Source organism: Janibacter sp. HTCC2649, assembly GCF_000152705.1.
In the GTDB taxonomy this organism is placed as follows: domain Bacteria; phylum Actinomycetota; class Actinomycetes; order Actinomycetales; family Dermatophilaceae; genus Knoellia.
The window spans coordinates 3,176,592-3,202,021 of the sequence record NZ_CH672413.1; the positions used below are offsets into that span (position 1 = coordinate 3,176,592).

Here is a 25,430-nt window from a genome sequence, read left to right on the forward strand (position 1 = left end):
GTCTGACCCCCAGGAGGTCCTGCCGATGGAACTGAACCCGACGACCAAGGTTGCCGAGGCGCTCGCGCTGGCCCAACGGACAGCGCAGACCGCCGGGAACCCCGAGATCACGCCCGACCACCTCGTCCTGGCACTGGCCGAGCAGCCGGAAACGTCGACGCCCGCCCTGCTCGAGGCGGCCGGCGCGACCGCAGGGGCGGTCACTTCCCAAGCTCGCTCCGCGCTGTCGCGTCTGCCGGTGAGCTCCGGTCCCAGCACCGCCACACCTGCGCTCGGGCAGGCGGCGCTCGCGGTGCTCCAGCAGGCGGGCACGCTCATGTCCGCGAAGGGCGACACCCACCTCGCCACGGACCTGCTCGTCCTCGCCCTCATCGAGAAGGGCGCCATCTCGGGAGTCGACCGGTCGGCGGCCAAGGCCGTCGAGGCACGTCTGGACGAGCTGCGCGCGGGCCGCAAGGTCACGTCCGAGGCGCAGGAGAGTGGCAGCGAGTCCCTCGAGAAGTACGGCACCGACCTCACGGCCCAGGCTCGTGACGGCAAGCTCGACCCGGTCATCGGCCGCGACTCCGAGATCCGTCGGGTCGTGCAGGTGCTGTCGCGGCGCACCAAGAACAACCCCGTCCTCATCGGCGAGCCCGGCGTCGGCAAGACCGCCGTCGTCGAAGGCCTTGCGCAGCGCATCGTCGACGGCGACGTGCCCGAGTCCCTGCGCGACAAGCGACTCATCAGCCTCGACCTCGGCGCCATGGTCGCCGGGGCGAAGTTCCGTGGCGAGTTCGAGGAGCGGCTCAAGGCCGTGCTCGAGGAGATCAAGGCGAGCAACGGCCAGATCGTCACCTTCATCGACGAGCTGCACACGGTCGTCGGCGCCGGCGCCACCGGCGAGGGCGCGATGGACGCCAGCAACATGCTCAAGCCCATGCTGGCCCGAGGCGAGCTGCGGCTCGTCGGCGCGACGACGCTGGACGAGTTCCGCCAGCATGTCGAGAAGGACCCGGCGCTCGAGCGTCGCTTCCAGCAGGTCTTCGTCGGCGAACCCTCTGTCGAGGACACCATCGCGATCCTGCGCGGCCTCAAGGAGCGCTACGAGGCCCACCACAAGGTCGAGATCGAGGACGCCGCGCTCGTCGCGGCGGCCACCCTCAGTGACCGCTACATCACGGGTCGCCAGCTGCCAGACAAGGCGATCGACCTCGTCGACGAGGCAGCCTCCCGGCTGCGCATGGAGATCGACTCGAGTCCCGTGGAGATCGACGAGCTCCGTCGTGCCGTCGACCGCCTCAAGATGGAGGAGCTCCACCTCGAGCGCGAGACCGACGACGCGAGTGTCGAGCGGCTGGCCCGCCTGCGGGCCGACCTCGCCGACAAGTCCGAGGAGCTCGCGGGCCTCAACGCCCGCTGGGATGCCGAGAAGTCCGGCCTCAACCGCGTCGGTGACATCAAGGCCCAGGTCGACGAGGCCCGCACCCGCCTCGAGAAGGCCCGCCGCGAATACGACTTCGAGACGGCCAGCCGGATCGAGTTCGGTGAGATCCCCGAGCTCGAGAAGCAGCTCGCCGCCGCAGACCGTGAGGCTGCGGCCAGCACCGACCAGAGCGACCTCATGGTCAAGGAACGGGTCGGCGCCGACGACATCGCCGAGGTCATCTCGGCGTGGACCGGCATCCCGGCCGGCCGGCTCCTCCAGGGCGAGACCGAGAAGCTCCTGTCGATGGAGGCCATCATCGGCTCGCGGCTCATTGGTCAGGCCAGCGCCGTGCAGGCCGTGTCCGATGCGGTGCGACGCAGTCGCGCCGGCATCGCCGACCCCGATCGGCCGACCGGCAGCTTCCTCTTCCTCGGCCCGACCGGTGTGGGCAAGACCGAGCTGGCGAAGTCGCTCGCCGACTTCCTCTTCGACGACGAGCGGGCCATGGTCCGCATCGACATGAGCGAGTACTCCGAGCGTCACGCCGTCGCCCGCCTTATCGGTGCGCCCCCCGGCTACGTCGGCTACGACGAGGGCGGTCAGCTCACCGAGGCCGTCCGTCGCCGCCCATACTCCGTCGTGCTCCTCGACGAGGTCGAGAAGGCGCACCCCGAGACCTTCGACATCCTCCTGCAGGTCCTCGACGACGGACGCCTCACCGACGGCCAGGGTCGCACGGTCGACTTCCGCAACGTCATCCTCGTCATGACGAGCAACCTCGGCAGCCAGTTCCTCATCGACCCGACGATGGAGCCGGCGGCCAAGCGCGAGGCCGTCATGGCCGCAGTACGCAAGGCGTTCAAGCCCGAGTTCCTCAACCGGCTCGACGAGGTCGTCATCTTCGACCCGCTGAGCCGCGACGAGCTCGCGCACATCGTCGAGCTCCAGGTCCGTTCTCTCGCAACGCGACTCAGCGATCGGCGCATCTCACTCGAGGTGACCGACGCGGCACGCGAGTGGCTCGCGGACACCGGCTACGACCCGGCATACGGTGCTCGTCCGCTTCGTCGGCTCGTCCAGAAGGAGATCGGTGACCGCCTGGCGCGGGCCCTGCTGGCCGGCGACGTTCGCGACGGCCAGACCGTCACCGTCGACACGGATGGCGACGGCCTGACGCTCTCCTGATCCTCGCCCTTGCCTGGGTGGAGGTCTCGAGTGGATGGCGAACTCTCGCCAAACCCTTGCGGGTGTCGGCGTGGGCCATTACGGTGCGAGCGTGCCGCGCTGTGCGGCCCCACTCAGTCAGGGGAAATCACCTATGAATCTCGCCTCCACGCTGCGCGTCCGCACCCGCCGGGTCGCGCTCGTTGCGGTCACCGCAGCCTCGGTCGTCACCCTCGGCGCCTCGGTCGCCGCGGCGGCTCCGTCGCCCACGCCCAAGGCCACCGCTCACCACACGACCAAGCAGGGCCCCCTCGGCACCCTCACCGCGGTGCCGTCCGCCGGTGCGCGCACCTCGGACGTCGCCATCCCGACGACCTGCGCCGGCATCGTCCACCGCACGGTGAACGGGAACCTCGACCGCTACATCTACCGCGGTGAGCGGTTCACCCGCGTTCCCCTGGGCACCCTGTCGTTCGACGGTGTCGTCCAGACCCCGAAGACCCTGGCCCTCGCGGTGCAGACCGAGGAGTTCGACGTCTTCTTCGCGATCCTCAACGACGGGTCGCTCTGGCGCGTCACCGGCGACAACAGTGGCCTCCACTCCGAGCAGCTGAGCGCGCGTGGCTGGGGCGGGGTCCGCCACATCACGGCGTCCCCGACCGGGACCCGTCTCTACGCCCTCACGAACGACGGCGGCCTCTACCGTTACGCCATCACGTCGGCTCTCGGCATCAAGAGCATGGGTGCACTCGCGACCTCCGGCTGGGGCGCCGTGAAGTTCCTCAGCCCGCTTCCCGCGGACAACACCTATGACGCGTTCGTCGGAGTCATCTCCACCACCGGTGGCGTCAACGAGTACCTCACCGACCGCGCCGCCGGCACGGTCTCGAGCACACGCCTCTTCGCCTCCGGCTGGGGCACGATGCGTCACCTCTCCGTCGGCAGCTGCTCTGACTCGCTGGCCGTCCCGATCATCGGTTTCAACTCCAGCAACAACGCCTACGCCTACTACGACACCAACGTCTTCAACAGCAGCGGTGCTGACTGGCGCAGCGCCGGCCAGGTCGGAAGCGGCTTCAGCGGTCTGCTCAGCGACTGACCGATCGACCTGACCCACCAACAGGGCGGGGTATGCCGTGAACGACTTCACGGCATACCCCGCCTGTTGTTTTCTTTCGAAAGTTTCCGGGTCACCGAGACAACCTTGCGGGCTCCGTCCGCGTAGTGATGGGTGTCAGCTCACACCGTCGTCCGGGGGACGACTCACTCAGGGGGTTCCACATCATGTCCATCGCCACCACCGTTCGCCGCTCCAGCCGGCGACTCGGTCTCACTCTTGTCGCCGTCGCGTCAGTCACCGGTGGGGCGGTTTTCGCCGCAACTCCATCCACGGCGGGGACTGGCTCGACAGCAGTGACCGCACCATCCTTGGCCGCATCGGCCCTGCCTCTGCCGGGAGACTGCAATGCAGCATTCCAGGAGGCCACCGGTGAAGGAACGTTGTCGACAGTCACGCGGGTCCCTCGCGGATTGTCCCGAAGCGTCATGTACGAGATGCCCGACTACGGCAACGGCCCGGAGCGACCCAAGGCGATGGCTGGGGTCGGGACCTCCGGAGGGCCCATTCTCATCAGCGTCCGAGAGGACGGCACGCTCTGGTCGCACAGACCATTCAAGACGGGTAAGCCCGTGCAGGTGGGCAAGGGCTGGGGTGCCATCCGGCAGATGACCGGTTTTGCCACCGGGAAGGTCTATGCACTCACCACTTATGGCGGCCTGGTGCGCTACGACGTCCGGCTCAGCCGGGCGGGGAACGCCGTCGTGACCAGTGCGGGTGCCGTCAGTGGACGTGGATGGAACGGGATCGCGTTCCTCACGGCGGTTGAGACGACGAGGCAGGCCGAGGTCCTCATGGGTGTCAGCACCAGCTCTGGTGAGCTCATGGAGTACTGGGTCAACCTGGGTGGGCTTGGCGCGCGCGGATATGCCCTCCGACCGAGCTGGGGTGGCATGAAGCACGTGTCCGTCGGGGGGTGCCGGACGTCCGGGGCGCGGACCATCCTCGGCGTGCACGAGAACGGCAACGTCTACTCGTACGTCGACCAGGTGAACGACAGGTCGGGCGCGGACATCAAGGGCTACGGCGTCCTGTCCGAAGGGTTCGCCGCGCCGACTTCGCTGTACTCCGACTGACCACCGGGGGACGAAGGGAACCGGCCAGTAGGGTGGGCGTCATGCGACGACGTGCTCTGCTGGCCGGTTCAGTCACGGTGGCCGCCTCCCTTGTTCTCATGGGTTGTTCGGGTGGTGACGCCCCCGAGGCCAAGGCGGACCCCAAGGCCCAGCTCGCAGCGGCCAAGAAGGTGTTCGACGAGGCGAAGTTCGTCGGCCTCACGCTGTCGAGCAAGAACGTCCCCAAGACCGAGAACGGCGTCACGGGCGCCATCGGCACGGGAGCCATCAGCGCCACCGAGCCGAAGTTCAAGGGCAACGTGACCGCGACGATCAAGGGCGTCAGCGGGGCGGCCGAGGTCATCACGATCGGCGACGCGGCCTACATGAAGTTCTTCACGCCGACCTACAACCCGGCCAACCTTGCCGACCTCGGTGCGCCGAACCCGTCGGACTTCTTCGACCCGGCCAAGGGGATCTCGCAACTGCTCGTCGAGACGGGCAACCCGGTCGCCGGCGAGAAGGTTCGCGACGGTGCGACGGTCCTCGAGCAGGTCTCCGGCACGCTCCCCGGCTCGCAGATCAAGGCGCTGTTCAACCTCGGCGACGGCCAGGGCGAGTTCAAGGTCACCTACGGCATCGGCGAGGGCGACAAGCTCCAGCTCGCCACGATGACCGGACCGTTCTTCGCGGGCGCCAGCTCGACCTACACGCTGCGCCTCAAGAACTACGGGACCCCGGTTGAGATCACCCGCCCCTAGGGCGCTGCTCGCGACGGCGTCCGTCGCGGTGGCTCTTGCGGCCGCCGACACCTACGTCGTCGTGCTCGCCCTCACCGACATGATGTCCGGCGTGGGCATCGGCATCGACGCCCTGCAACGCGCGACGCCGATCATCTCGGGCTTCCTCCTGGGCTACATCGCAGTGCTGCCGCTCATCGGTCGGCTCGCGGATCTCACCGAGAGACAACGGGTTCTGCTCGGGTGTCTCGCGATCTTCGTCGTCGGCTCGGCCATCACCGCGCTCGCCGTGGAGCTGCCGGTGCTGGTGGCTGGCCGCGTCATCCAGGGCATCGGCGGCGGTGGGCTCGTGCCCGCCACCCTGGCGATCGTCGCGCAGCTGTGGGACCGCGACCGCCGCGGGACACCCCTCGGTGTCGTGGGTGCGGTGCAGGAGCTCGGCTCCGTCGTGGGGCCGGTGCTCGGTGCCGCGGTTCTCGCCATCGCGGACTGGCGCGCGATCTTCTGGCTCAATGCCCTGCTCGGTGTCCTGCTCGCCGGCGCCGTGGTCGTCGTCGGAGGGGGTATGCCGTCCCGCCCCCGTGCGCTTCCCGTCGCTGTCTCGCTCGTCGCGGGAGTCGTCGGCTGGCTCGCGCTGGCCGCTCCCGAATCGCTCGTGACGTCGGTGTCGCTGGGCGTGCCGTTCGTGCCGTTCGGTGGGTCGACCTCACGCGTGATGACACCGATGGGTGTCGTTGCACTGGTCCTCGCCGTCGCTGCCGTGGGGTTGTGGGTGCGTGGTGCCTGGCCGGTCCTGCGTCGCGCTGACCTCTTGGGGGCGCTGTTGCTCGGTGGTGCTCTGGGCTGCGTCGTCCTGACCTTCGCGGCGGCCAACCCGGAGAAGGAGATCGTCGGCCCGCTCGGCTTCGCCCTCCTGCCCGTGGCCGCCGTGCTGGCCGGTCTCTATCTCCTGCACCACCGCCGTGCTGCTCAGCCGCTGGTGCCTCGAGGGGTCGTCGTCGGCCGCGCGCGGTGGGCGCTGCTCGTCTCGCTGTGTGTCGGTGTCGCCCTCGTCGCGGTCATCGTCGACGTGCCGCTGCTGGCCCGGTTGGTCCACACCGAGAGCGAGACGGTGGCGGCGTTCGTCCTCGTCCGCTTCCTCATCGCCGTGCCCGTGGGTGCCCTGGTCGGTGGCTGGTCGCTCCGTTGGCTGGGCGACGGGCTCGTGAGCGGAGCCGGGCTGGCCCTGGCTGCAGTGGGGCTGGTCATCATGTCGACGTGGGGCCGAGGGTCGCTGGCCGAGATCTCGTCGACCGTCGTCCTCGCCCTCGTCGGGCTCGGCATCGGTCTGGCCCTCGCCCCCGTCAACAACGCTGCGCTCGCCGACTCACCCGATGACGCGCACGGGACGGCGAGCGCGCTCGTCGTCGTCGCCCGGATGATCGGCATGGTCGTCGGACTCGCCCTGCTCACCGCGATCGGCCTGCACCAGTACTACGCCGCCGTCGCCGCGTTGCCCGACCAGACCGACGGGCAGGCGCTGCTCGATGCCGCTGTCGTGCAGGTCGAGTGGGTCTTCCGTGGAGCCGCGATCGCGGCCGTCGTCGGAGCCCTGTCCTCGGTCGCGCTCGGCCTCACCCGCAAGCTTCCCGCCTCGACCCCCTGACACCTTTCGACCTATTGGGCACGAAATGCGCACCGACACTCCGTGACAACGTTCGACCAAGAGGTCACGAAATGTGGGTCACGAGATGCGCGCCGACATTCTTCGACCAATTGGGCGAACAATGTCGGCCCGGGCGGGTGCTCGCCAGCCCGTGAGGGCGGCGCGGGCGGCGGCTGCCACTGCGGCGCAGCAACCGAGCAGGACGACGACCCCAGCCGGCATTCGCCAGGTGATCGGCTCACCCGACGTCCCGACGAGGATCGGGAGCCCGACCGCGTAGGCGATGAGGATGGCCAGGCCGACGAGGCGAACCCTGGGCCGTCGGGACATCGCCAGACTCATGCCGAGCAATCCGGGGATGAGGAGCATCCCCTGCCCCAGACCCACCCCGATGGCGGGGAGTGCGAGCAGCTTCCACCAGCGTGACCGGTGACGCAGCTTCAGGTCGCGCGCCGCCGAGAACGCCAAGCCCGCGACGGTGAAGATCGCGAGGATCAGGCTCGTGCCCTCCCAGGTGAAGGAGGGGTCCGCCGCGAACAGAGCCATGAAGCCTCGGGCCACGGCACCCGTCAGCGCCCCGAGGACGAGCCCGGCACCGAGGTGGCGGAGCAAAGTCACCACGCCACCGTGAGGCAGGCGAGCCGAGCACCGGCGGTGCCGGTCTGCGGGTTCGTCGGGAGCGCGTGGATGACGACCGAGCGTGAGCCCGACTCAGGGACGAAGGGCACATTCGCGTTGCCGGTGCCCTCGCCGTTCGAGACGGTGAAGTCGAGCCAGACCTCGGTCTGGTCGCTGATCTCCGCGGGGAGGCCAGCGTGGACGTGGGAGTTGTAGTGGCCCAGGGCCGAGGCTCCGTCCCCGGCGATGCACGGTCCGTCGTGGACGTGTGCGCCGAAGGTCTGCCCCTCGGCCGTCGCGCCGATGCCCTTCACCGTGAGGACGGCATGGCTCGCCCCTGAGGACTCGACCAGCTGCACACGCGCACTCGCCCCGTCGAAGGGCCCCGAGGCGGCGGGCGCCAGGTCACTGAGCACTCCGGAGGAGCGGGCGAATGGCCCAAGGGCCAGCGCCGGGCCGGCCGTGAGGAGGACGATGGCGGTGGCGCCGACTGCGGTCCGCAGCTTCGTGGAGGTGATCATCGAGGTGTCCTTTCTCCGAGGTCGACGAGGTGCCGACACAGAAGCAGACGGCGACCGGCGCCCGCCGGGTGACAGCGCGAACACCCCTGAAATACCTGCCTTTTCGAGTCACCCGGATGCCACTTCTCGCGCGTCTGTCAGGGCGATGGAGACCGTCGCCGAGTTCGTTCTCGACCCGATCGACGTCGGGGCCGCCCCCGACGTCATGGCGCTGTTTGCCCGGGAGGGGGCCTCGCTCACCCGGCTGGCCCGCTTCTACCTTGACGACCGGACAGCAGCCGAGGACCTCGTGCAGGAGGCCTTCATCCGGCTGTCTCGGTCGGCGAGCCGCATTCGCAAAGGTGGCAGCGCGGCGGCATACCTGCGTTCGATCGTCATCAACCTGGCCCGTGACCACAACCGTCGCGGACTGGTGTCCCTGCGGCACCGTCCGTCCGCGGTGCCGGACTCACCGTCGGCCGAGGAGGACGCCTCCGCCCGAGCAGAACGGCAGGCGGTCATCGATGCGTTGCGGACCCTGCCGCGCCGCCAGCGCGACTGCGTCACTCTCCGCTACTACCTCGACCTGTCGATCCCGGACATCGCCGAGACCCTCGGCCTCTCGGCCAACACCGTCAAGACCCATCTCCAACGCGGGCTCGCCAGCCTTGCCCAGACCCTGGAGGCCAACCGATGAGCAATCTCGAGGACCGGCTCACACATGCCCTGTCCGACTACCCGATGGAGCCCTCGCCCGACCTCTTCGAGCGGGTCGTCGAGGGGATCGCCGCGGACCGGGTCCGTCGCCGCTCGATCCTGCGCTGGTCGCTCGCTGCCGTGCTCGTCGTCACCCTGGCCACCACGGCCGTCCTCAGCCTCACCCCCCGAGTGAACGGAGCTCTCGCCATGCCCTGGTGGATCCTCGAAATCGCCACCAACCTCGTGCTCGTCGCCATCGCCCTCTGGCTCGGGCCCTTCATCAAGCGGTTCGGTCGGGCCTACGCCGCCGACGTCTTCCACGACAACCCGCTGACGGGCAAGAGCTACATCGTCCTCACGGACATCGTCTACTACCTGATCTTCACGGCCTACATCCTCTTCTCGATCCTGATCGTGCCGCACGACGAGTGGTCGTCGGTGAACCCGATCACGACGGTGACGGCTGGGCAGGTCACCTACGAGCTGTCCCGGATCGGCGGGATCCTGCTCATCATCGGGATCCTCCACGGACTCAACATCGTCCTCATGCCGGTCCTTGGTCGACTGTTCTCACTCAACCGTCGGCTGCCCGATCCCTCAGCACGGGAGCGCACTACCCGGGCGTAACTTCGCCTTGCCGACCTAGGTTGGGTCCATGGCCCCTTCGCGCCCTCGCGCCACCCGTGTCCTTGCCCTCGCCACTGTCGCCGTGTGCGGCGTCGGACTCGGGGGAGGTGCAGCCCGTGCCGCAGACCCGACGACGATGACGCCGATCGGTGGCGGCTACACCGTCGAGACGTTGCAGGGCTTCGGCCGGGCCGCAGCCAACGGGGCAACCGGTCCCACGGTGGACATCGTCGTCGTGCCGTCGTCATATGGCGATGCCCCCGCCGACCGGGCCGAGAACCTCGTCCTCGCGCAGCAACGCACCAACGAGGTCGACGCCGCGTGCGACGCCGTCGTCACAGCACCCTTCACCGGCTGCACGGCCGTCCTCGCGCCCCTGCTCAACCGGGCCGATGCCGACGACCCCGCCAACTCGGCGATGATCACCGACCAGACCGACGGCTTCTTCATCCTCGGCGGCGACCAGGGCCTGGCGATGTCGATCCTTGCGGACTCACCCGCCGAGACGAGGATGGCGGCAGCCTTCGCTCGCGGCGCGGCCGTGGGTGGCACGAGCGCGGGTGCGGCCGTCGAGTCGAAGACCATGATCAACGGCTACGTCGGCGCCCTCGGGCCGGCCGAGGGCCTGCGACAGGGGAGTTCGATCATCTGGTGGGGCGATGACGCCGACCGCGAGCGGGGCCTGAGCTTTGCGTCGCAGCGGGCGATCTTCGACCAGCACTTCTATCAGCGCGGGCGCTTCGGCCGCCTCCTCTCCACCCTGGCCACGTCCGACGCGCACTTCGGAGGCGTGAGCAAGGTCGGCGTCGGCGTCGACTACGCGACCGGCGTCCACAACACGGCCGACACCACCATCACCCAGACCTTCGGTGCATCCTCGGCTGCCGTCCTCGACCTCGAGTCGCTGTCATCACCCATCGCCTGGGTCGGCCCCAACAAGGTGCTCTCGACCCGCAACGTCGTCACGCACCTCCTGCCGCCCGACAGCGCAGGCAGCCCGACGGCATACGACCTCACGACGCGCACGGTGACCCGAGCGGGAGCAGCCGTGGCAGCACCGACCCCGGCCGCAGCGGCTGGACCGGCGGTTCCCGGAGCAACGGGCAAGGTCTATCTCGGCGGTGACGTGGTCGGCGGTGGTTCCTCAACCGTGGTGAGCCAGGTCGTCGCAGACGCCAAGGCTGCTGTCACGGGGGGAGCGCAGGCGCGGATCGTCATGCTCGCGGCCTCCTCGAAGGACAAGAAGGCGATCAATGCCTACTCGGGCGCGCTCAAGTCTGCGGGCTGGAGCGGCAAGGTCGACGTCGTCGAGCAGGGCAAGAACTCCAAGGTCGTCACCAACGGCGCCGCGGGTGTCGTCCTCATCGGCGAGACGCCCGCTGCCGTGGTCACTGCCCTGGCCGACCCGGCGTTCGCCGGGCTCGTGCGCTCGGCCGTCCTCACCACGCCCGTCGTCCTCGCCGACCGACACCTGACCGCCGCTCTGGGCACGTGGTTCTCGACGAAGGCCGATCCGACGGCGACGAACTACGAGGAAGAGAGCGTCGAGAACTTCCGGGCCGGTGACGGCGCCTGGCAGCGTGGACTGGGCCTCGTCACAGGCTCTCTCGTCCCGTCGCTCACGGCCGACTACCGCTGGGGCAAGCTCTATGACCTCGGCGCTCTGGAGCCGGGCCAGGTCGTCTGGGGCCTCGGCGAGGACACCGCGGTGCGTGTGACTCCCGGTGCGGCGGCGACCGTGGTCGGCGACGGATCGGTCGTCGGACTCGACCCGCGAGGAGCCCAGTTCTGGACCGGACCCAATAGTGCGATCGGTGCGATCAACGTCCTGCTCAACACCTTCGGCGCGGGCGAAGCTGTCCGGGTCGGCTGAGTCAGCGCTGGTCGACGAGCTCGATGATCGCGTCGCCCACGACCTCGGTCGCCTCGTGCATGAGCATGTGTCCCTTGCCGGGCAGGACCGTCAACTGTGAACCGGGTATGCCGTCGTGCAGGCTGCGTGCCCACCTCACCGGTGTGAGCCTGTCCTTGGTGCCGACGAGGACGTGGGTGGGGATGTCGGCGAACTCGGCCAGCGCCTCGGTCTCGTCGTGGTCGCGGATCGAGGCGAAGTAGCGGCCCAGCGTCGCCAGTGAGGTCTGGCCGATGAGTCGGGTCATGTCGCGCACGCTGCCCTTGTCAGGGTTCTCGCCGAAGTTGAGGTCGCGCAGGACACGGCTGGGCACGAACATTCCGGTGCGCAACAACGGAACTCGCGCCGCGACGGCCATGGCGAGGGCCTCGCCCCGTGCCTCCGTGCGGCCGTCGATCGAGGCCGTCGTCGACACCAAGGCGACTCCACGGACACGGTCACGGAAGTCGGAACTGTGGGACCCGGCATACGCGAGGATCGTCATTCCGCCCATCGAGTGGCCGCCGAGGACGAGCGGTCCGGTGGGTGCGGTGGCCGCGATGACGGTGGTGAGGTCGTCGGCCAGGCCCTTGATCGACTGCGATGTCAACGAGCCCCAGGTGGAGCGTCCGTGACCCCTCTGGTCGTAGGTGATGACGCGAACAGCCCTGTGCGACTGGACTTCTCGCACGACGGGCTCCCAGCTGGCGCGGGTGAGCGTCCAGCCGTGGGAGAGGATCAGCGTGGGGGCGTCGGCGTCCGGAGTGGTCGACGGGAGGAACTCGGTCGCCGTGAGGGTTCCGCCGTTCGCTGCCGGGATCGACAGCGTCCGGGTGTTCAGGGTCGTCGTGCTGCTCATGTCAGTTCTCCACTTCGATGACGACGGGCGCATGGTCGCTCGCACCCTTGCCCTTGCGTTCTTCACGGTCGATGGCCGCGCCACGAACCCGCTGTGCCAGTGGGTCGCTCGCGAGGATGAAGTCGATCCGCATGCCACGCCGCTTCTGGAAGGCGAGGCGCTGGTAGTCCCAGTAGGTGAAGGTGCCCGGCTCCGGCGTGTGCGGGCGGACGACGTCGCTCACGCCGGCGTCGAGCACGGCCTGGAAGGCGGCGCGCTCGGGCGGGCTGACGTGGCTCTTGTCGAGGTAGTAGTCCATCGACCAGACGTCCTCGTCCTGGGGCGCGATGTTCCAGTCGCCCATGAGCGCAAAGGGCTGGCCCTCGGCGGCCCACGCGGCGGTCTGGACGCGCAGCTGCTCGAGCCACGCGAGCTTGTAGTGCATGTGCGGGTCCTCGAGCGCGCGCCCGTTGGGGACGTAGAGGGACCAGAGACGGATGCCGTTGCACGTGGCCCCGATGGCCCGCGCCTCCGCGACGGCCGGCTCACCCCAGTGCGGCACGTCCGGGAAGCCGCGGCTGACGTCGTCGAGACCCACGCGGGAGGCGATCGCGACGCCGTTCCACTGGCTCAGCCCGTGGTGGGCCACGGCATACCCCAGGGCCTCGAAGCGGTCGAACGGGAACTGCTCCTCGCGGCATTTCGTCTCCTGGATCGCCAGGACGTCGACGTCGGTGCGCTCGAGCCACGCCTCGACGCGGTCGATGCGTGAACGGATGGAGTTGACGTTCCAGGTGGCGATGCGCACCACTGCACCCTACCCACGGGTATGCGCAGTGCTTAGGGTCGTCACCATGACCACCGCACTTGTCACGGGCGCCACCGCCGGCATCGGCCGCGAATTCGCCCTCCAGCTCGCCGCCCGCGGCGACAACCTCGTCCTCGTCGCCCGTGACGTCGCCCGGCTCGAGGCCTTTGCGCAGGAGCTGCGTGCCGCTCACGGGGTGGAGGTCGAGGTCCTCGGGGCCGACCTGAGCGACCGGGAGCAGCTGGGGCGCGTCGCCGATCGGGTCGCCTCGACCGACAGGTCGGTCGATGTCCTCGTCAACAACGCGGGCTACTCGCTCAAGAAGCGCTTCCTCGACAACGACGTCTCCGCCGAGGAGGCCGTGTTCGACGTGCTCACCCGTGCGGTGCTCGTGCTCTCTCACGCTGCCGGTAATGCCATGCGGGTGCGGGGGCGCGGCGCGATCATCAACGTGTCGTCCGTGGCGTCGTTCATGGCGGCTGGCCCCTACAGCGCCAACAAGTCGTTCGTGACCGTCTTCAGTGAGGGTCTTGCGGCCGAGCTGACCGGGACCGGGGTGACGGTGACGGCGCTCTGCCCCGGCTTCACCCACACCGAGTTCCACGAGCGGGCCAACCTCGACATGTCCAAGATGCCCGAGTTCATGTGGCTCGACGCTCCTCGGCTCGTCCGTGATGCCCTCGCCGACGTCGACAAGGGCAAGGTCGTGTCCGTTCCGGGTCGCCAGTACAAGGCGATCGTCACAGCCCTGCGGATCCTCCCTCGCCCGCTCGTCCGCAGGCAGTCGCGCGGAGCCCATCGCCCCAGCAGCCCCTGACGCGAGATCACCGTCGAGTCGGTAGCCTCGGGGCCGTGACTGACATTGCCGCCGACCGCGCCCGCCTGCTCGAGATCATCAAGGACAAGGCCATCGTTCACGGCCGCGTCACCCTGTCCTCCGGCAAGGAGGCCGACTACTACGTCGACCTGCGCCGCATCACGCTCGATGGTGAGGCCAGCCCACTTGTCGGCCGCGTCATGCGCGACCTCGCCGCCGACCTCGAGTTCGACGCCGTCGGCGGACTGACCCTGGGCGCCGACCCGGTCGCCACGTCCATGCTCCACGCCGCCGCCGCTGCCGGTGAGCGCCTCGACGCGTTCGTCGTCCGCAAGGCCGGCAAGGCGCACGGCCTCCAGCAGCGGATCGAGGGTCCGTCGATCGAGGGCCGCCGCGTCCTCATCGTCGAGGACACCTCAACCACGGGCGCCTCGCCGCTCGATGCCGCGAAGGCCGCGCAGGAGGCTGGCGCGATCGTCGTCGGTGTCGCGACCATCGCCGACCGGGCCACCGGTGCCGCTGAGGTCTTCGCCGACGCCGGCCTCGAGTACCGCCATGCGTTCGGGCTGACGGACCTCGGCCTCGCCTGACCTGACCTCTCCCGCATCCCCGGCCACGCGGCACGCAGGCTCTAGGATCGCGAGCGAGACGCCACCAACAGGGGAGTTCCCATGATCACCGCCATCGTCATCATCGTCGTCCTACTGCTGCTCGTCGGCATCGTCGTCGGGATGTACAACGGCCTCATCAAGCTGCGCAACCTCGTGCAGGAGGCCTGGCGCCAGATCGATGTCGAGCTGACCCGTCGCCACGATCTCATCGGCAACCTCGTCGAGACGGTCAAGGGCTATGCGGCGCACGAGCGCGGCACCCTCGAGGACGTCGTCAAGGCGCGCAGCCAGGCGATGGCGCCGAACCAGTCTCCGGCTCAGCAGGCCGAGAGCGAGAACATGCTGAGCCAGGCGCTCGGCCGCCTGCTGGCGATTGCTGAGGCCTACCCGGACCTGAAGGCCAACCAGAACTTCATGGCCCTGCAGCAGGAGCTGACCAGCACCGAGGACCGCATCGCGTCTGCGCGGCGCTACTACAACGCGACCGTGCGTGACCTCAACACCAAGGTCGAGACCGTCCCCACGAACTTCGTCGCCGGCATGTTCGGCATCAAGACGGCTGAGTACTTCGAGGCTGTCGGCGAGCAGCGCGAGGCCCCCAAGGTCGACTTCGGTCAGCGCGACGCGACGATCCCGCCGCCCAGCTCGTATGCCGCTCCGTCGCCTTCCGCGTCCACCCCGCCTGCTGCTGCGTCTCCGGCGACGACGCCCGCGGCGCCGGTGGATCCGACGACGCCGATCGCGCAGACCCAGCCGATCGAGCCCACCAACCCGGGAGACGTCCCGCCCGCACCTCCGGCGCCACAGGCCTGAGCTGGTCATGTCCGTTCTGGGGGGAATTCGCAACACCGTCGCTGCGCCCTGGGTGGCCGAGGTCTGGGTCGACCCTCAGTGGTACGAGTGCCAGAGCAGCCCTGACCGGCTCCCTGACCCGGGGCCTCCGACGATCGTGACGTTGCGCGGGAGCCAGGTCCTCATCGGCCGCCACAGCGAGGTGAAGTCGGTGGTGCCGCACATCGACTGTGACGGTGACGCTGGAGTGAGCCGGCGTCATGCCCAGCTCACCCGCCACAACCTCGGCTGGGTCGTCGAGGATCTCGGCTCGGCCAACGGCACCTATGTCAGCTCGATGATCGGCGACATCCCCGACGACCCCATCGACGCCGGCCACCCGATCGCGTCGGGTCACGTGCTCTACCTCGGATCGTGGACCCGGATCGTCCTCCGCCAGGAGTCCGTCCCCGCCTGACTGTGAATCAGGACTCGAGGCGACCACCTCTTGGTGAGCCGACCAGTCCCGCGTGGTCGGCTCGTCAACTACTGGTCGCCTCGGATGAAGCCGATCCAGCCTGCATCAGTGTCGAACGCGAGCATCGACCCCTCCGTCGAACCCTTGAGCGCGACGGTCGCGTGGTTGTCGATGAGGGCAGCCAGCCAGGCGTCCACGGCGGCTGGTTCCTCGGGGCAGCCGATCTGCGTCATCCCGACACCGCCGTTCGCGAAGACCCGGTGATCCTCGACGGCGACCTTGGCGCCCAGGTGGTTGCACGCGGCATACAAGCTGAGAACGTCGTCCCTGATGGTGAGTCGCACCGGCGTGGTCCACGGCTTCGTCCCGTCGGAGGCGAAGCCGGCGTTCGAGACCCAGGAGCCCTGGACGCCATCGAGGGAGTCGAGCCAGCCCGCGTCGTTCCGGGGCGAGTCACCGCGAGCCGACCACACGGCATACCCACCTCCCAAGAGCAGTGCGGCGACCACGCCGATCACGGTCCAGGAGCGCCAACCGCGAGGTCTCATGAGACTTGGACCGCGTCGCGCACGGTTCGGTTCCCTACTTCTCCGCGGGCAGCACGAGGGCGTAGACGTCCCACGGCCGCGCGTCGGCGGGGTGGTCGCGCCGCGTCCGCCCGCGGTGTGCGCGGAACACCTCGTGCAGCTGCTCCTTGAGTACCTCGAGCTCGGCGTCGGTGACCCACAGGCGTCCTCGCGAGGTCATGCCGACCTCATCACCGGTCTCGAGCGACTCCGCCAGCCGATCCAGGCCCGCATCCAGACCGACGAACCACTTCGCCAGCGACGTCCGACTCAGATCCCGCCCGGCCGCCCGGTGCGCTTCCGGCAGGATCGAGATCGTCGTCGCGGTCGATCGCCAGGGCCGTTCGCGTCCGTCGGTGGAGGTGTCGCGCTCGACGACACCCCACTTCTCGAGCGCCCGCAGGTGATAGCTCGTCGCGGAGGGGGTGAGGTCCACGAGTGAGGCAGCCTCGGTCGCGGTGAGCACCTCGCCCGAGAAGAGCTCGGTGATGAGGCGCTGCCGGGCCGGATGAGCGAGGGCGCGCAGGGCCCGCGGGTCGGTGATGCGCAGCTCGTCGGGACGCTTCTTCGCCATGGATCCCACCTTAGTGTTGACGCGCCAATTCGTGAAGCGTTACCTTCATAACTATGAAACGACTGCTTCACGAGTATGCCGGTGTGCTGGCTGTGCCGCAGGCTCGCCTTGTCCTCGGGGCAGGTCTGGCATCCGTGGTCGGCGACGTTCTGGCCATGGTGGCCCTCCTCCTGCGCCTCCACGACGAGGGCCACGGCCCGTACGCCGTGTCCGCGCTGCTCGTCTGTTTCGCCCTGCCGTTGGTGCTCACGATGGGGATCGCGGGCTCGGTCGCGGATGCCCACGACCCGCGTCGCGTCCTCGTCGCCGCGACCCTGGTCCAGGCGCTCGGAGCCGTCGGCCTCGTCGTCGCGCCCTCCTTGGCATGGACCTGCGTCTCAGTACTCGTGCTCCAGACCGGGTTCGCCTTCGCCAACCCGGTCTGGAGCGCCGTGATGCCGCTCGTCGTCGGCGAGGACCTCTCCGGCACCTATGTCTCGCTGTCGCAAGGGCTGCGATCCATCGCGTCGCCCATCGGTGCCGCCCTCGCCGGTGTCCTCGTCCAGCACTGGGGGAGCCAAGTGGCCCTGGGCATCAACGCGGCCAGCTTTGTCGGACTCCTCGCTGCCGCCCTCGCCCTGCGCGTCACCCGCACGCCAGCAACGCGCCCTGCGACATCGTTCCTCCCACGTGACGGGCTCCTGGCTCTGCGCGCCAACCCGGTCATCGCCGCCCTCGTCTTCGGCGTCGTGCCGATCATCCTCACCGTCGAGGCCGTCAACGCCGTCGAGGTCTTCCTCGTACGGGGTGAACTCGGCGCCTCGCCCGCCCAGTTCGGACTCGCCGAGGCGTGCGGCGGCGTCGGTGCCGTGGTCGGCTCGTTCGCGGCCGCCGCGGTGAGGACTCGCGACCGCCGCATCCTCGGCCTTCTCATCGGTATCACTGCCACGCCCATCGTCCAGATCGCACAGGGGATGGCTCCCCATCTCGGTGTGTATGCCGTGTGCACCATGGCCATTGGTCTCGCCCTGGGCGTCGTGAACGCGTTGATCTTCGCCCTCCTGCTGCACGAGATCACCGAGGGTGATCGCGGCAAGGTCGTCGCCCTCGTGAGTGGTCTCTCGAGAACGACGACCATCGCGGCCCTGGCCATCGGGGGAGCGCTGGGTACGCAGTTGGGCGCGCGGACGGCATACGTCGTCTGCGGTTCTGTTGGGCTGCTCATCGCGGTGACCGCCGCGCTCCGGGTCCGCTCCGCGCTACGCAAGCCAGGTGGTGACGATCTCCCTGCCTGCGTCCGTTCCTGGAAGGACGATGAATCCGCCGAATGCCAGGATGCCGAGCAACAGGTAGAGGGCGGAACGTCGCACGCGATGCGACGTCCAGGCGTCCGGTCCGCGCAGCCCCATCAGGAGCGTCCCGACCGCGACAGCGGGCGCCAACACGAGGACGAGGGCGGTCTTCAGCGGTGACACCGCCGCGAGATCCGTGACCGAGGCCCACCACGTGGCGGCCGTCCAAACGCCCACGAGAGTCAGTACGAGCAGGACCGCGAGTCCGACGAGGAGCATCCAACCAAGATCGCGACCCACGGTGTCGTGCTTCGCCACGCCGTCATCCATGGCGAGAGTATCCACCGGTCGGTGGATGCCGTCTCCACCGCTCAGTCGGCGCGACGCCTGCGTTGAGGAGAGCACTCTGAACGTATGACAGCGATCAGCATCCGCGGGCTCGTCAAGGGCTATGGCGACAAACGAGCCGTTGATGGGCTCGACCTGGACATCGAATCCGGCGAGGTCTTCTCGCTCCTCGGTCCCAACGGCGCCGGCAAGACGACGACCGTGGAGATCCTTGAGGGGTTCCGTACCCGTGACGCCGGCGAGGTGAGCGTCCTCGGGCAGGACCCAGCATCCGCAGATCGCCTGTGGCGCAACCGGATCGGCATCGTCCTGCAGAGCTCGTCGGGCCTCGACCTCCTCACGCCGCGCGAGATCCTTCGGTCGACGGGTCGTGCCTATGCCAATCCTCGGGACATTGATGACGTCATCGCCTCGGTCGGGCTCGAGGAGAAGGCCGACGTGCGCATCGCTGGGCTCTCGGGGGGACAGCGTCGCCGCCTCGACGTCGGACTGGGCATCGTCGGTCGACCCGAGCTGCTCTTCCTCGATGAGCCCACGACCGGCTTCGACCCGCAGGCCCGCCGCGACTTCTGGGGGCTCATCCGCAGCCTCGCCGCGGAGGGCACGACGATCCTCCTCACGACCCACTACCTCGACGAGGCCGAGCAGCTCGCGGACCGCGTCGGAGTCATCGCGGCCGGCAAGCTGCTCGCACTCGACACCCCGGCCAACCTCGGCGGCCGCGCCTCCGAGGAGGCCACCGTCTCGTGGACCGAAGGCGGCCAACGGCAGACGCTGCGGTCGGCCACCCCGACCCTTGAGGTGACTCGTCTCGCCCAGCGGCTCGGCGGCGAGATCCCCGAGCTCGTCGTCAGTCGCCCCTCGCTCGAGGACACCTACCTGACGCTCATCGCACCGCACATCGAAGCTGTCCAGACAGAAGAGGTCATGGCATGAACGCCCTCGCACTCGGAGTCGACCGCACGGTCCTCGAGCTCAAGATGTACTCCCGCGAGAAGGAGGCAGTCTTCTTCTCGTTCCTCTTCCCCATCCTCATGCTCGGCCTCTTCTCGGTGATCTTCGGTGACCAGATGGAGGCGGGTGGCTCGCAGATGAGTGCTGCCGAGTACTTCCTGCCCGGCATGATCTCGGCCGGCATCCTGCTCACGTCATTCCAGACGATGGCGATGTCGGTGACGGCCGAGCGCGACGACGGCACGCTCAAGCGACTGCGCAGCACCCCGATGCCGCCGGTCTCCTACTTCCTCGGCAAGGTCGGGTTGGTCGTCGTCACCGCGCTTGCCCAGCAGGTGCTGCTCCTCGCCGTGGCCAGGTTCGCCTTCGGGGTGGACCTGCCCGACACGGCCGACCGCTGGTTCACTTTCGCATGGGTCTTCGGGCTGGGGGCGTTCGCCGGCACCGTCCTCGGCACGGCCTACAGCTCGCTCGCCTCGGCGCGCTCGGTCGGCGCCATCGTCATCGCGCCGATGCTCATCCTGCAGTTCATCTCGGGCGTCTACTTCGCCTTCACCGACATCCCGTCGTGGCTGCAGCAGATTGCCTCGGTCTTCCCACTCAAGTGGATCGCCCAGGGTATGCGCTCGGTCTTCTTCCCCGACTCCATGGCATCCCTGGAGATGGGCGGAGCCTGGGAGCCCGGACGCACCGCCATGGTCCTCGGGGTCTGGGCCGTCGCCGGCCTGGTCCTGTGTGTCCTCACCTTCCGCTGGTTCAAGCGCGGCACGACATGATGGCCCGGTGACCGCTTCACCGACCCCGTCCGCAGAGCTCTCGAGCGACCAGCTCGCGGCCATGTGGCGCGGGCAGGCGAAGTGGTGGCACCTCAGCTGCTACGCGATCATCGCGACGGCCTGCGCCATCGCTCTCGTGGACGCGCCGGGCGAGCACGGCCGCCTGCCGACCCTGCTCCTCCTGCTGGGGATCGCGCTCGCCTACACGCTCTTCGGTCGCCGTGCGATCCAGCGCGAGGGAACGGTGTATGCCGTTCTGTATCAGCTGAGTGCCTGGGCCTGCGTCCTCGCCGTCATCCTCATCGACCCCGACTTCGAGTCGTGGTTGCTGTTCTTCTGTCTCTTTCCCCAGATCTGGGCGACGTTCGAGAAGCGCCACGCCCTCATCGGAACGGGTCTTGCCCTCCTGGCCCTCTTCACAGCCACGGTTCTGCCCTCGGACGACCCGGCAGACATGGTGCCGGCAGCCCTCGTCTCCGTGCTCATCTCGTTCGTCCTGTCGGCCACGCTCGGCCTCTTCATCCACCGCATCATCAGAGAGGCGGAGGAGCGTGCCCTGGTCATCGACGAGCTCCAGTCGACCCGCGCGCAGCTCGCCGCCGTCGAGCACGCCCAAGGAGTGCAGGACGAGCGGAGCCGCCTCTCCCGCGAGATCCACGACACCCTGGCGCAAGGCTTCACGTCGGTCATCGCGCTCTCTCGCGCCGCCAGCTCCGCCCTCGAGCGTGACGACGTCGACAAGGCCCGCGAGCGGCTCGCGATGATCGAGAGCACAGCCGTCGACAACCTCGCCGAGGCCCGGGTCATCGTCGCCGAGCTCACGCCCGGACACCTTCAGTCGCGCACTCTCGTCGAGGCGCTCGCACGGCTCGCCGAGACGATGACGCGAGAGACCGGCATACAGGTGTCGTCGTCGGTCGCCGGGGAACCGGCGCCGCTCGGGGGCAACGCCGAGGTCGTCGTCCTACGCGGGGCACAGGAGGCCCTGTCCAACGTCCGACGCCACTCGGGCGCCAAGGCCGCCGCGGTGACGCTCACCTATGAAGCCGAGCGCGTTGCCCTCGAGGTCAAGGACGACGGCGCTGGGTTCGATCCCACGACTGCCCAGATGGGCTTCGGACTCGACGGATTGCGCTCTCGCGCAACCGAACTCGGGGGAGAGGTCAGCATCGCTCGCGCCAAGCCGCGCGGAACCCGACTCGTCATGGAGCTGCCCCGATGATCCGCATCCTCGTCGTCGACGACCACCCCGTCGTACGCGCCGGCATGGTGGCCCTGCTCAGTGAGCTCGAGGACCTCGACGTCGTCGGCGAGGCCGGCAACGGTGCCGAGGCGCTCGCCCTCTCGCCCCGGCTCGCGCCCGACGTGGTCCTGATGGATCTGCGTATGCCGGTCATGGACGGTGCCGAGGCCACCGCTCGGCTGCGTGCCCAACCCGACCCGCCCGAGGTCCTCGTCCTCACGACCTACGACACCGACGCCGACATCGTGCGAGCCGTCGAGTCCGGAGCGCGCGGCTACCTGCTCAAGGACACGCCGCCAGCCGTCCTCGCCGACGCCATCCGACGGGCCGCACTGGGTGAGACCGTCCTGGCCCCGCCCGTGGCAGCCCGGCTCGCCGAACGGTTGCGCGCCCCCGCACAGGTCGAGCTGACCCCGCGTGAACTCGACGTCCTTCAGGCCGTCGCCCGGGGACTGTCCAACGGTGAGGTGGGACGAGAACTCTTCATCGGCGAGGCGACGGTCAAGACCCACCTGCTGCGGATCTTCGCCAAGCTCGAAGTGACGGACAGGACGGCCGCGGTCACGGCGGCATACAAGATCGGTCTGATCTCCCTGCCCCGCAACTGATCCGAGCGCCTAGCCGAGGACCTGCCCGAGGAGGCCGCCCGCGCCCCCACCTCCGCCGCCACCATGCTGCTGGTGGCTGCCGTCGACGACCGACTCACTGGGCTGGACGAGGACGTAGCCCTGACCGCTGAAGGCCATCTGCAACGTCTCGCCGGTCCCACCGCGCACGAGCGAGCCGATGCCACCCGTGTCCACGCGGACGTCCATGTGGACTCCGGCCGTCCACAGGACCACCGCCTGGGCGTCACCGAACGTGGGGGCGCTCGCGACATCGAGGGCCACGGGGTCGCCCTTGGTGGTCACGGCGACATAGCCGGTGCCCTGCAGTGACACGTTGTAGAGACCGCCGGTCATGGCCGCCCCACGAGCCTGGATCCGGTGGATGTCCCACGTGATCGAGCTGCTGAACGCGAGGACGTTGTTGCCGTTGACCGAGATGGCGTCGTTCTCCAGATACATGATCTGAACCTCGGCGGCGGACTCGGCGAGGAACAGGTCGCCCTGCCCGGAGCAGGTCATCATCGTGATGCCCTCGCCCGTGACCGCGGACTTGAGGAACTTCCCCATGCCCGAGCCCTTCTTGGCGAAGCGCACGTCGCCCTGATAGGCGACCATCGAACCGGCCCGAGCCATGACCTCGCCGTAGCGCATGTCGACACGGAGCAGCTTCTTGTTCTGCAGGGAGAACGGGTCGGCCGTCTCCTTCTCCTTGAAGTCCTGGAACAGCGAGCCGTGAATCGTCATCGTCAGTACCCCTCGCGGGTGTGATGTCGCACGCCCGAGACGGCGGCGAACTCCTGCTCCGAACCTAGGCCTCAGCCTCACCGCGGGACTAAGGTTTCGACAGACTCGTCACGACGATGCAGGAGGCATTCATGGGGTTCCTCGACAAGGCCACCGCCGCGGCCAAGCAGGCCGCGACCGACGCGAAGAAGGCGGCGGCCGACTTCCAGGCCGCCAACCCCAACCTGATGAGCGGCAACCTCGGGGGCGGGGGCGGCGGCGGTGCGCAGGCCGACCGGCTGCTGCGCGACCTCGGGGCCCTCACCTATCTCAGCGCGCAGGGCCGTCCCGGATCGGCGGAGGAGCACCAGCGGATCATGGGAGAGCTGCAGCGTCTGGAGTCCACGGGTGGACTCAACCTCACGCTGACTTCGGCGTATGCCGCGCCCGGAGCTCCGCCGCCGCCTCCCGGTGCCGTGCGCAGCGCCCATGAAGCCACTCAGGCTGCGCCTCCTCCGCCCGGAAGCGTGCCTCCGCCGCCACCGCCCTCGGCCGCGCCCGCCCAGCAGGTCCAGGACGAGGACCTCGGTGGGGGGCAGGGGACTGGCGCTCCGCCTCCGCCGCCCAGCTGGAGCTGACTTCGCTCAGGCGCTCTGGCGGGCCTTGCTGCGGTGCCGGAGGTACTCGAAGACCATGGGCAGGACGGACACCAGGACGATGAGCAGGACGGCGGCCTCGAGGTTGTCCTGGATGAACTTGATGCCACCGAGGAAGTAGCCGAGGAGCGTGATGGTCGTCGCCCACAGGACGGCGCCGACGGCGCTCCACACGAAGAAGTGGCGGCGATCCATCTTGCCGACGCCGGCAACGACGGTGATGAAGGTGCGCACGATCGGCACGAACCGGCCGATGACGAGGGCCTTGGCGCCGTACTTCTCGAAGAAGGCGTGGGTCTGGTCGAAGTACTTCTTGTTGATGAAGCGACCCTCGCGCTCATACAGCGGGGTGCCGATGGCTCGTCCGATCTCGTAGCCGGCGACGTTGCCGAGGAACGCGGCGATGCTGAGGATGACGCACGCCAAGACAATGTTGATGCTGATTTCGCCGCCGTGGATGAACAGGCCGATCGCAAAGAGCAGTGAGTCACCGGGGAGGATCGGGAAGAGCAGCCCACACTCGACGAAGACGATGAGGACACTGACCCAGAAGAACTGGGAGCCGAAGCGGTCGAGGAGCCACTGAGGATCCATGAAGTCGGGGCCGAGCGAGGGCATCATCACGGGCGCAAGCGTATGCCGTGTCGCTGAGCGACCGCTGAAAGGTTCACTGCCCGGTGCTGCCGTCGATGCACTCGCGCAGCAGGTCGGCGTGCCCGAGGTGCTGGGCGTACTCCTCGATGAGGTGGACGACGACGTCGCGAACGTTGAGTTCGCCGTGGTGGCCCGCGTCGATGACCTCGCCCATGTCGTCGTGCGCGGCGAGCCACGCCTCGGCGTAGGCGACCTCCTCGCGCCATGCCGCCCAAGCGTCGTCGACCGCCGCTTGGTCACCGACCACATTGTTGAAGTCCGCGTCGGCGCGCGGCGGACCCCAGAGTCGGTCCGCCTCCTCCCCAGCGAGGGTGCGACGCCACCAGCCGCGCTCGACCTCGGCGAGGTGTCGCACGAGCCCGAGGAGGGACATCGACGACGGCGGGACGGAACGCTGCGCCATCTGCTCGGGGGTGAGCCCGTCGCACTTCAGCTCGAGCGTCTGCCGACGATGACGCAGGTATGCCGCGTAGTTGTCGCGTTCCCCCATGGGCGGGCTGTCGCTCTCGCGGGGGTCCTCGTCGGGCGCCACCCACATGTCGTCGTACGTCTGGTCGGTCATGCCTGACATTGTTGGCCCCGTGAGTGACGAGCGCGACCGGATTCCCGGCGAGACCGTTGGCGTGGGCCCCTGGGAGGGGCCGCTGCCCGACGACGACCGGCTCGACCCAGACCTCCTGCGCGACGGCGACCGACGCAACGTCGTGGACGGCTACCGCTACTGGCGGCACGACGCGATCGTCGCCGACCTCGACACCCGCCGCCACGACTTCCACATCGCGATCGAGAACTGGGAGCACGACTTCAACATCGGCTCCGTCGTCCGCACCGCCAACGCCATGGGCGCGGCCGCCTTCCACATCGTCGGCAAACGCCGATGGAACCGGCGCGGTGCGATGGTCACGGACCGCTACCAGCACGAACACCACCACCCCACACCAGGTGACCTGGCCACGTGGGCCGCTGCGAACGGCATACGCCTCATCGGGATCGACAACCTCCCCGGCAGCCGCCCGCTCGAGACGTTCGACCTGCCGAGGAACGCGATGCTCGTCTTCGGGCAGGAGGGGCCGGGGCTGTCGGAGGCGATGCGCGCCGAGTGCGAGGCGACGCTGCACATCGAGCAGTTCGGGTCGACCCGTTCCATCAACGCCGGCGCTGCCGCCGCCATCGCCATGCACGCCTGGGTGCGACGGCACGTCTTCGACCAGCCGATCACCTAGGCTGTCTCTTCCCCCCAACACACCTGAGCTCAGGAGAGGCACTTCGT

The 25,430-nt window shown here is 68.8% G+C and carries 28 protein-coding genes; 19 read left to right on the plus strand and 9 right to left on the minus strand.

Annotated features, from left to right (window positions below; genetic code table 11):
* The first annotated feature begins 25 nt into the window (after window positions 1–25).
* The 5 genes from clpB to JNB_RS15165 all read left to right on the plus strand — a co-directional run bounded on the left by clpB (window position 26) and on the right by JNB_RS15165 (window position 7,129).
* Entirely contained in the window at window positions 26–2,593 is a 2,568-nt protein-coding gene (gene clpB / locus JNB_RS15145; protein ID WP_009777383.1) for an ATP-dependent chaperone ClpB, read from the plus strand.
* A 133-nt stretch (window positions 2,594–2,726) separates the two neighbouring features.
* The gene (locus JNB_RS15150; RefSeq protein ID WP_009777384.1) at window positions 2,727–3,671 is read left to right on the plus strand and encodes a tachylectin-related carbohydrate-binding protein; all 945 of its coding nucleotides are present in this window, start codon (window positions 2,727–2,729) and stop codon (window positions 3,669–3,671) included.
* Between the two features lie 446 nt (window positions 3,672–4,117).
* On the plus strand, window positions 4,118–4,765 hold the full coding sequence (locus JNB_RS15155) for a hypothetical protein (RefSeq protein ID WP_009777385.1): 648 nt from the start codon (window positions 4,118–4,120) through the stop codon (window positions 4,763–4,765).
* Window positions 4,766–4,806: 41 nt separating this feature from the next.
* Complete coding sequence (locus JNB_RS15160) at window positions 4,807–5,505, plus strand: LppX_LprAFG lipoprotein (protein WP_040883871.1); 699 nt, start codon at window positions 4,807–4,809, stop codon at window positions 5,503–5,505.
* Window positions 5,486–7,129 carry an MFS transporter gene (locus JNB_RS15165; RefSeq protein ID WP_040883873.1) on the plus strand — a complete coding sequence of 548 codons (1,644 nt, stop codon included), beginning with the start codon at window positions 5,486–5,488 and terminating at the stop codon, window positions 7,127–7,129. The genes JNB_RS15160 and JNB_RS15165 overlap by 20 nt, the downstream gene beginning before the upstream one ends.
* A gap of 78 nt (window positions 7,130–7,207) precedes the next feature.
* Here the strand turns inward: JNB_RS15165 and JNB_RS15170 are convergent, their stop codons facing one another.
* Together JNB_RS15170 and JNB_RS20635 are read right to left on the minus strand one after the other, a co-directional pair.
* A complete protein-coding gene (locus JNB_RS15170; RefSeq protein ID WP_148232455.1) occupies window positions 7,208–7,747 on the minus strand; it encodes a hypothetical protein in 540 nt (179 codons plus the stop codon).
* Window positions 7,744–8,268, minus strand: coding sequence for a superoxide dismutase family protein (locus JNB_RS20635; protein WP_009777389.1), 525 nt, complete (start codon window positions 8,266–8,268; stop codon window positions 7,744–7,746). The genes JNB_RS15170 and JNB_RS20635 overlap by 4 nt, the downstream gene beginning before the upstream one ends.
* 145 nt (window positions 8,269–8,413) lie before the next feature.
* On the opposite strand from JNB_RS20635, the gene JNB_RS15180 reads away from it, so the two are divergent.
* The 3 genes from JNB_RS15180 to JNB_RS15190 are packed head-to-tail and all read left to right on the plus strand — an operon-like array spanning window position 8,414 to window position 11,446.
* Window positions 8,414–8,944: an RNA polymerase sigma factor gene (locus JNB_RS15180; RefSeq protein WP_009777390.1), complete on the plus strand. Its 531-nt coding sequence runs from the start codon at window positions 8,414–8,416 to the stop codon at window positions 8,942–8,944.
* Window positions 8,941–9,573, plus strand: coding sequence for a hypothetical protein (locus tag JNB_RS15185; RefSeq protein ID WP_009777391.1), 633 nt, complete (start codon window positions 8,941–8,943; stop codon window positions 9,571–9,573). The genes JNB_RS15180 and JNB_RS15185 overlap by 4 nt, the downstream gene beginning before the upstream one ends.
* Window positions 9,574–9,601: 28 nt before the next feature.
* Window positions 9,602–11,446: a hypothetical protein gene (locus tag JNB_RS15190; RefSeq protein ID WP_009777392.1), complete on the plus strand. Its 1,845-nt coding sequence runs from the start codon at window positions 9,602–9,604 to the stop codon at window positions 11,444–11,446.
* A gap of 1 nt (window position 11,447) precedes the next feature.
* Here JNB_RS15190 and JNB_RS15195 read toward each other — a convergent pair whose 3' ends face one another.
* Window positions 11,448–12,323: an alpha/beta fold hydrolase gene (locus tag JNB_RS15195; protein ID WP_009777393.1), complete on the minus strand. Its 876-nt coding sequence runs from the start codon at window positions 12,321–12,323 to the stop codon at window positions 11,448–11,450.
* A gap of 1 nt (window position 12,324) precedes the next feature.
* Entirely contained in the window at window positions 12,325–13,110 is a 786-nt protein-coding gene (locus JNB_RS15200; RefSeq protein WP_040884997.1) for an exodeoxyribonuclease III, read from the minus strand.
* Window positions 13,111–13,156: 46 nt separating this feature from the next.
* Between JNB_RS15200 and JNB_RS15205 the strand changes: the two genes are divergently transcribed.
* The 4 genes from JNB_RS15205 (at window position 13,157) to JNB_RS15220 (ending at window position 15,787) form a co-directional block, all read left to right on the plus strand.
* Window positions 13,157–13,927, plus strand: a complete 771-nt coding sequence (locus JNB_RS15205; protein ID WP_009777395.1) for an SDR family oxidoreductase — start codon at window positions 13,157–13,159, stop codon at window positions 13,925–13,927.
* A gap of 35 nt (window positions 13,928–13,962) precedes the next feature.
* Entirely contained in the window at window positions 13,963–14,517 is a 555-nt protein-coding gene (gene pyrE, locus JNB_RS15210; protein WP_009777396.1) for an orotate phosphoribosyltransferase, read from the plus strand.
* 81 nt (window positions 14,518–14,598) lie between these two features.
* Window positions 14,599–15,351: a LemA family protein gene (locus JNB_RS15215; RefSeq protein ID WP_009777397.1), complete on the plus strand. Its 753-nt coding sequence runs from the start codon at window positions 14,599–14,601 to the stop codon at window positions 15,349–15,351.
* 7 nt (window positions 15,352–15,358) lie between these two features.
* A complete protein-coding gene (locus JNB_RS15220) occupies window positions 15,359–15,787 on the plus strand; it encodes an FHA domain-containing protein (protein WP_009777398.1) in 429 nt (142 codons plus the stop codon).
* A gap of 68 nt (window positions 15,788–15,855) precedes the next feature.
* Here JNB_RS15220 and JNB_RS15225 read toward each other — a convergent pair whose 3' ends face one another.
* Window positions 15,856–16,296 carry an META domain-containing protein gene (locus tag JNB_RS15225; RefSeq protein WP_158306147.1) on the minus strand — a complete coding sequence of 147 codons (441 nt, stop codon included), beginning with the start codon at window positions 16,294–16,296 and terminating at the stop codon, window positions 15,856–15,858.
* Between the two features lie 73 nt (window positions 16,297–16,369).
* Window positions 16,370–16,927 carry a helix-turn-helix transcriptional regulator gene (locus JNB_RS20640; RefSeq protein ID WP_009777400.1) on the minus strand — a complete coding sequence of 186 codons (558 nt, stop codon included), beginning with the start codon at window positions 16,925–16,927 and terminating at the stop codon, window positions 16,370–16,372.
* Window positions 16,928–16,980: 53 nt separating this feature from the next.
* Between JNB_RS20640 and JNB_RS15235 the strand changes: the two genes are divergently transcribed.
* From JNB_RS15235 to JNB_RS15255, 5 genes are all read left to right on the plus strand, one after another.
* On the plus strand, window positions 16,981–18,378 hold the full coding sequence (locus JNB_RS15235) for an MFS transporter (RefSeq protein WP_009777401.1): 1,398 nt from the start codon (window positions 16,981–16,983) through the stop codon (window positions 18,376–18,378).
* Window positions 18,379–18,612: 234 nt separating this feature from the next.
* Complete coding sequence (locus JNB_RS15240; protein WP_009777402.1) at window positions 18,613–19,482, plus strand: ABC transporter ATP-binding protein; 870 nt, start codon at window positions 18,613–18,615, stop codon at window positions 19,480–19,482.
* Window positions 19,479–20,276 (plus strand): ABC transporter permease, encoded by a 798-nt coding sequence (locus JNB_RS15245; RefSeq protein ID WP_009777403.1) that lies wholly within the window; start codon window positions 19,479–19,481, stop codon window positions 20,274–20,276. Before JNB_RS15240 ends, JNB_RS15245 begins: the two co-directional genes overlap by 4 nt.
* Window positions 20,277–20,283: 7 nt before the next feature.
* On the plus strand, window positions 20,284–21,498 hold the full coding sequence (locus JNB_RS15250) for a sensor histidine kinase (RefSeq protein WP_009777404.1): 1,215 nt from the start codon (window positions 20,284–20,286) through the stop codon (window positions 21,496–21,498).
* Window positions 21,495–22,127: a response regulator transcription factor gene (locus tag JNB_RS15255; protein WP_009777405.1), complete on the plus strand. Its 633-nt coding sequence runs from the start codon at window positions 21,495–21,497 to the stop codon at window positions 22,125–22,127. The genes JNB_RS15250 and JNB_RS15255 overlap by 4 nt, the downstream gene beginning before the upstream one ends.
* Window positions 22,128–22,136: 9 nt before the next feature.
* Here JNB_RS15255 and JNB_RS15260 read toward each other — a convergent pair whose 3' ends face one another.
* A complete protein-coding gene (locus tag JNB_RS15260; protein WP_009777406.1) occupies window positions 22,137–22,871 on the minus strand; it encodes an AIM24 family protein in 735 nt (244 codons plus the stop codon).
* A 131-nt stretch (window positions 22,872–23,002) separates the two neighbouring features.
* Here JNB_RS15260 and JNB_RS15265 point away from each other — a divergent pair, with 131 nt between their 5' ends.
* Window positions 23,003–23,488, plus strand: coding sequence for a hypothetical protein (locus JNB_RS15265; protein ID WP_040883877.1), 486 nt, complete (start codon window positions 23,003–23,005; stop codon window positions 23,486–23,488).
* Window positions 23,489–23,494: 6 nt separating this feature from the next.
* Here the strand turns inward: JNB_RS15265 and JNB_RS15270 are convergent, their stop codons facing one another.
* Window positions 23,495–24,124: a DedA family protein gene (locus JNB_RS15270; protein ID WP_050766631.1), complete on the minus strand. Its 630-nt coding sequence runs from the start codon at window positions 24,122–24,124 to the stop codon at window positions 23,495–23,497.
* Window positions 24,125–24,173: 49 nt separating this feature from the next.
* Entirely contained in the window at window positions 24,174–24,722 is a 549-nt protein-coding gene (locus JNB_RS15275; protein ID WP_148232457.1) for a DinB family protein, read from the minus strand.
* Between JNB_RS15275 and JNB_RS15280 the strand changes: the two genes are divergently transcribed.
* Window positions 24,721–25,383 (plus strand): TrmH family RNA methyltransferase, encoded by a 663-nt coding sequence (locus tag JNB_RS15280; RefSeq protein WP_050766632.1) that lies wholly within the window; start codon window positions 24,721–24,723, stop codon window positions 25,381–25,383. The genes JNB_RS15275 and JNB_RS15280 overlap by 2 nt on opposite strands.
* The last annotated feature ends 47 nt before the right edge of the window (window positions 25,384–25,430 follow it).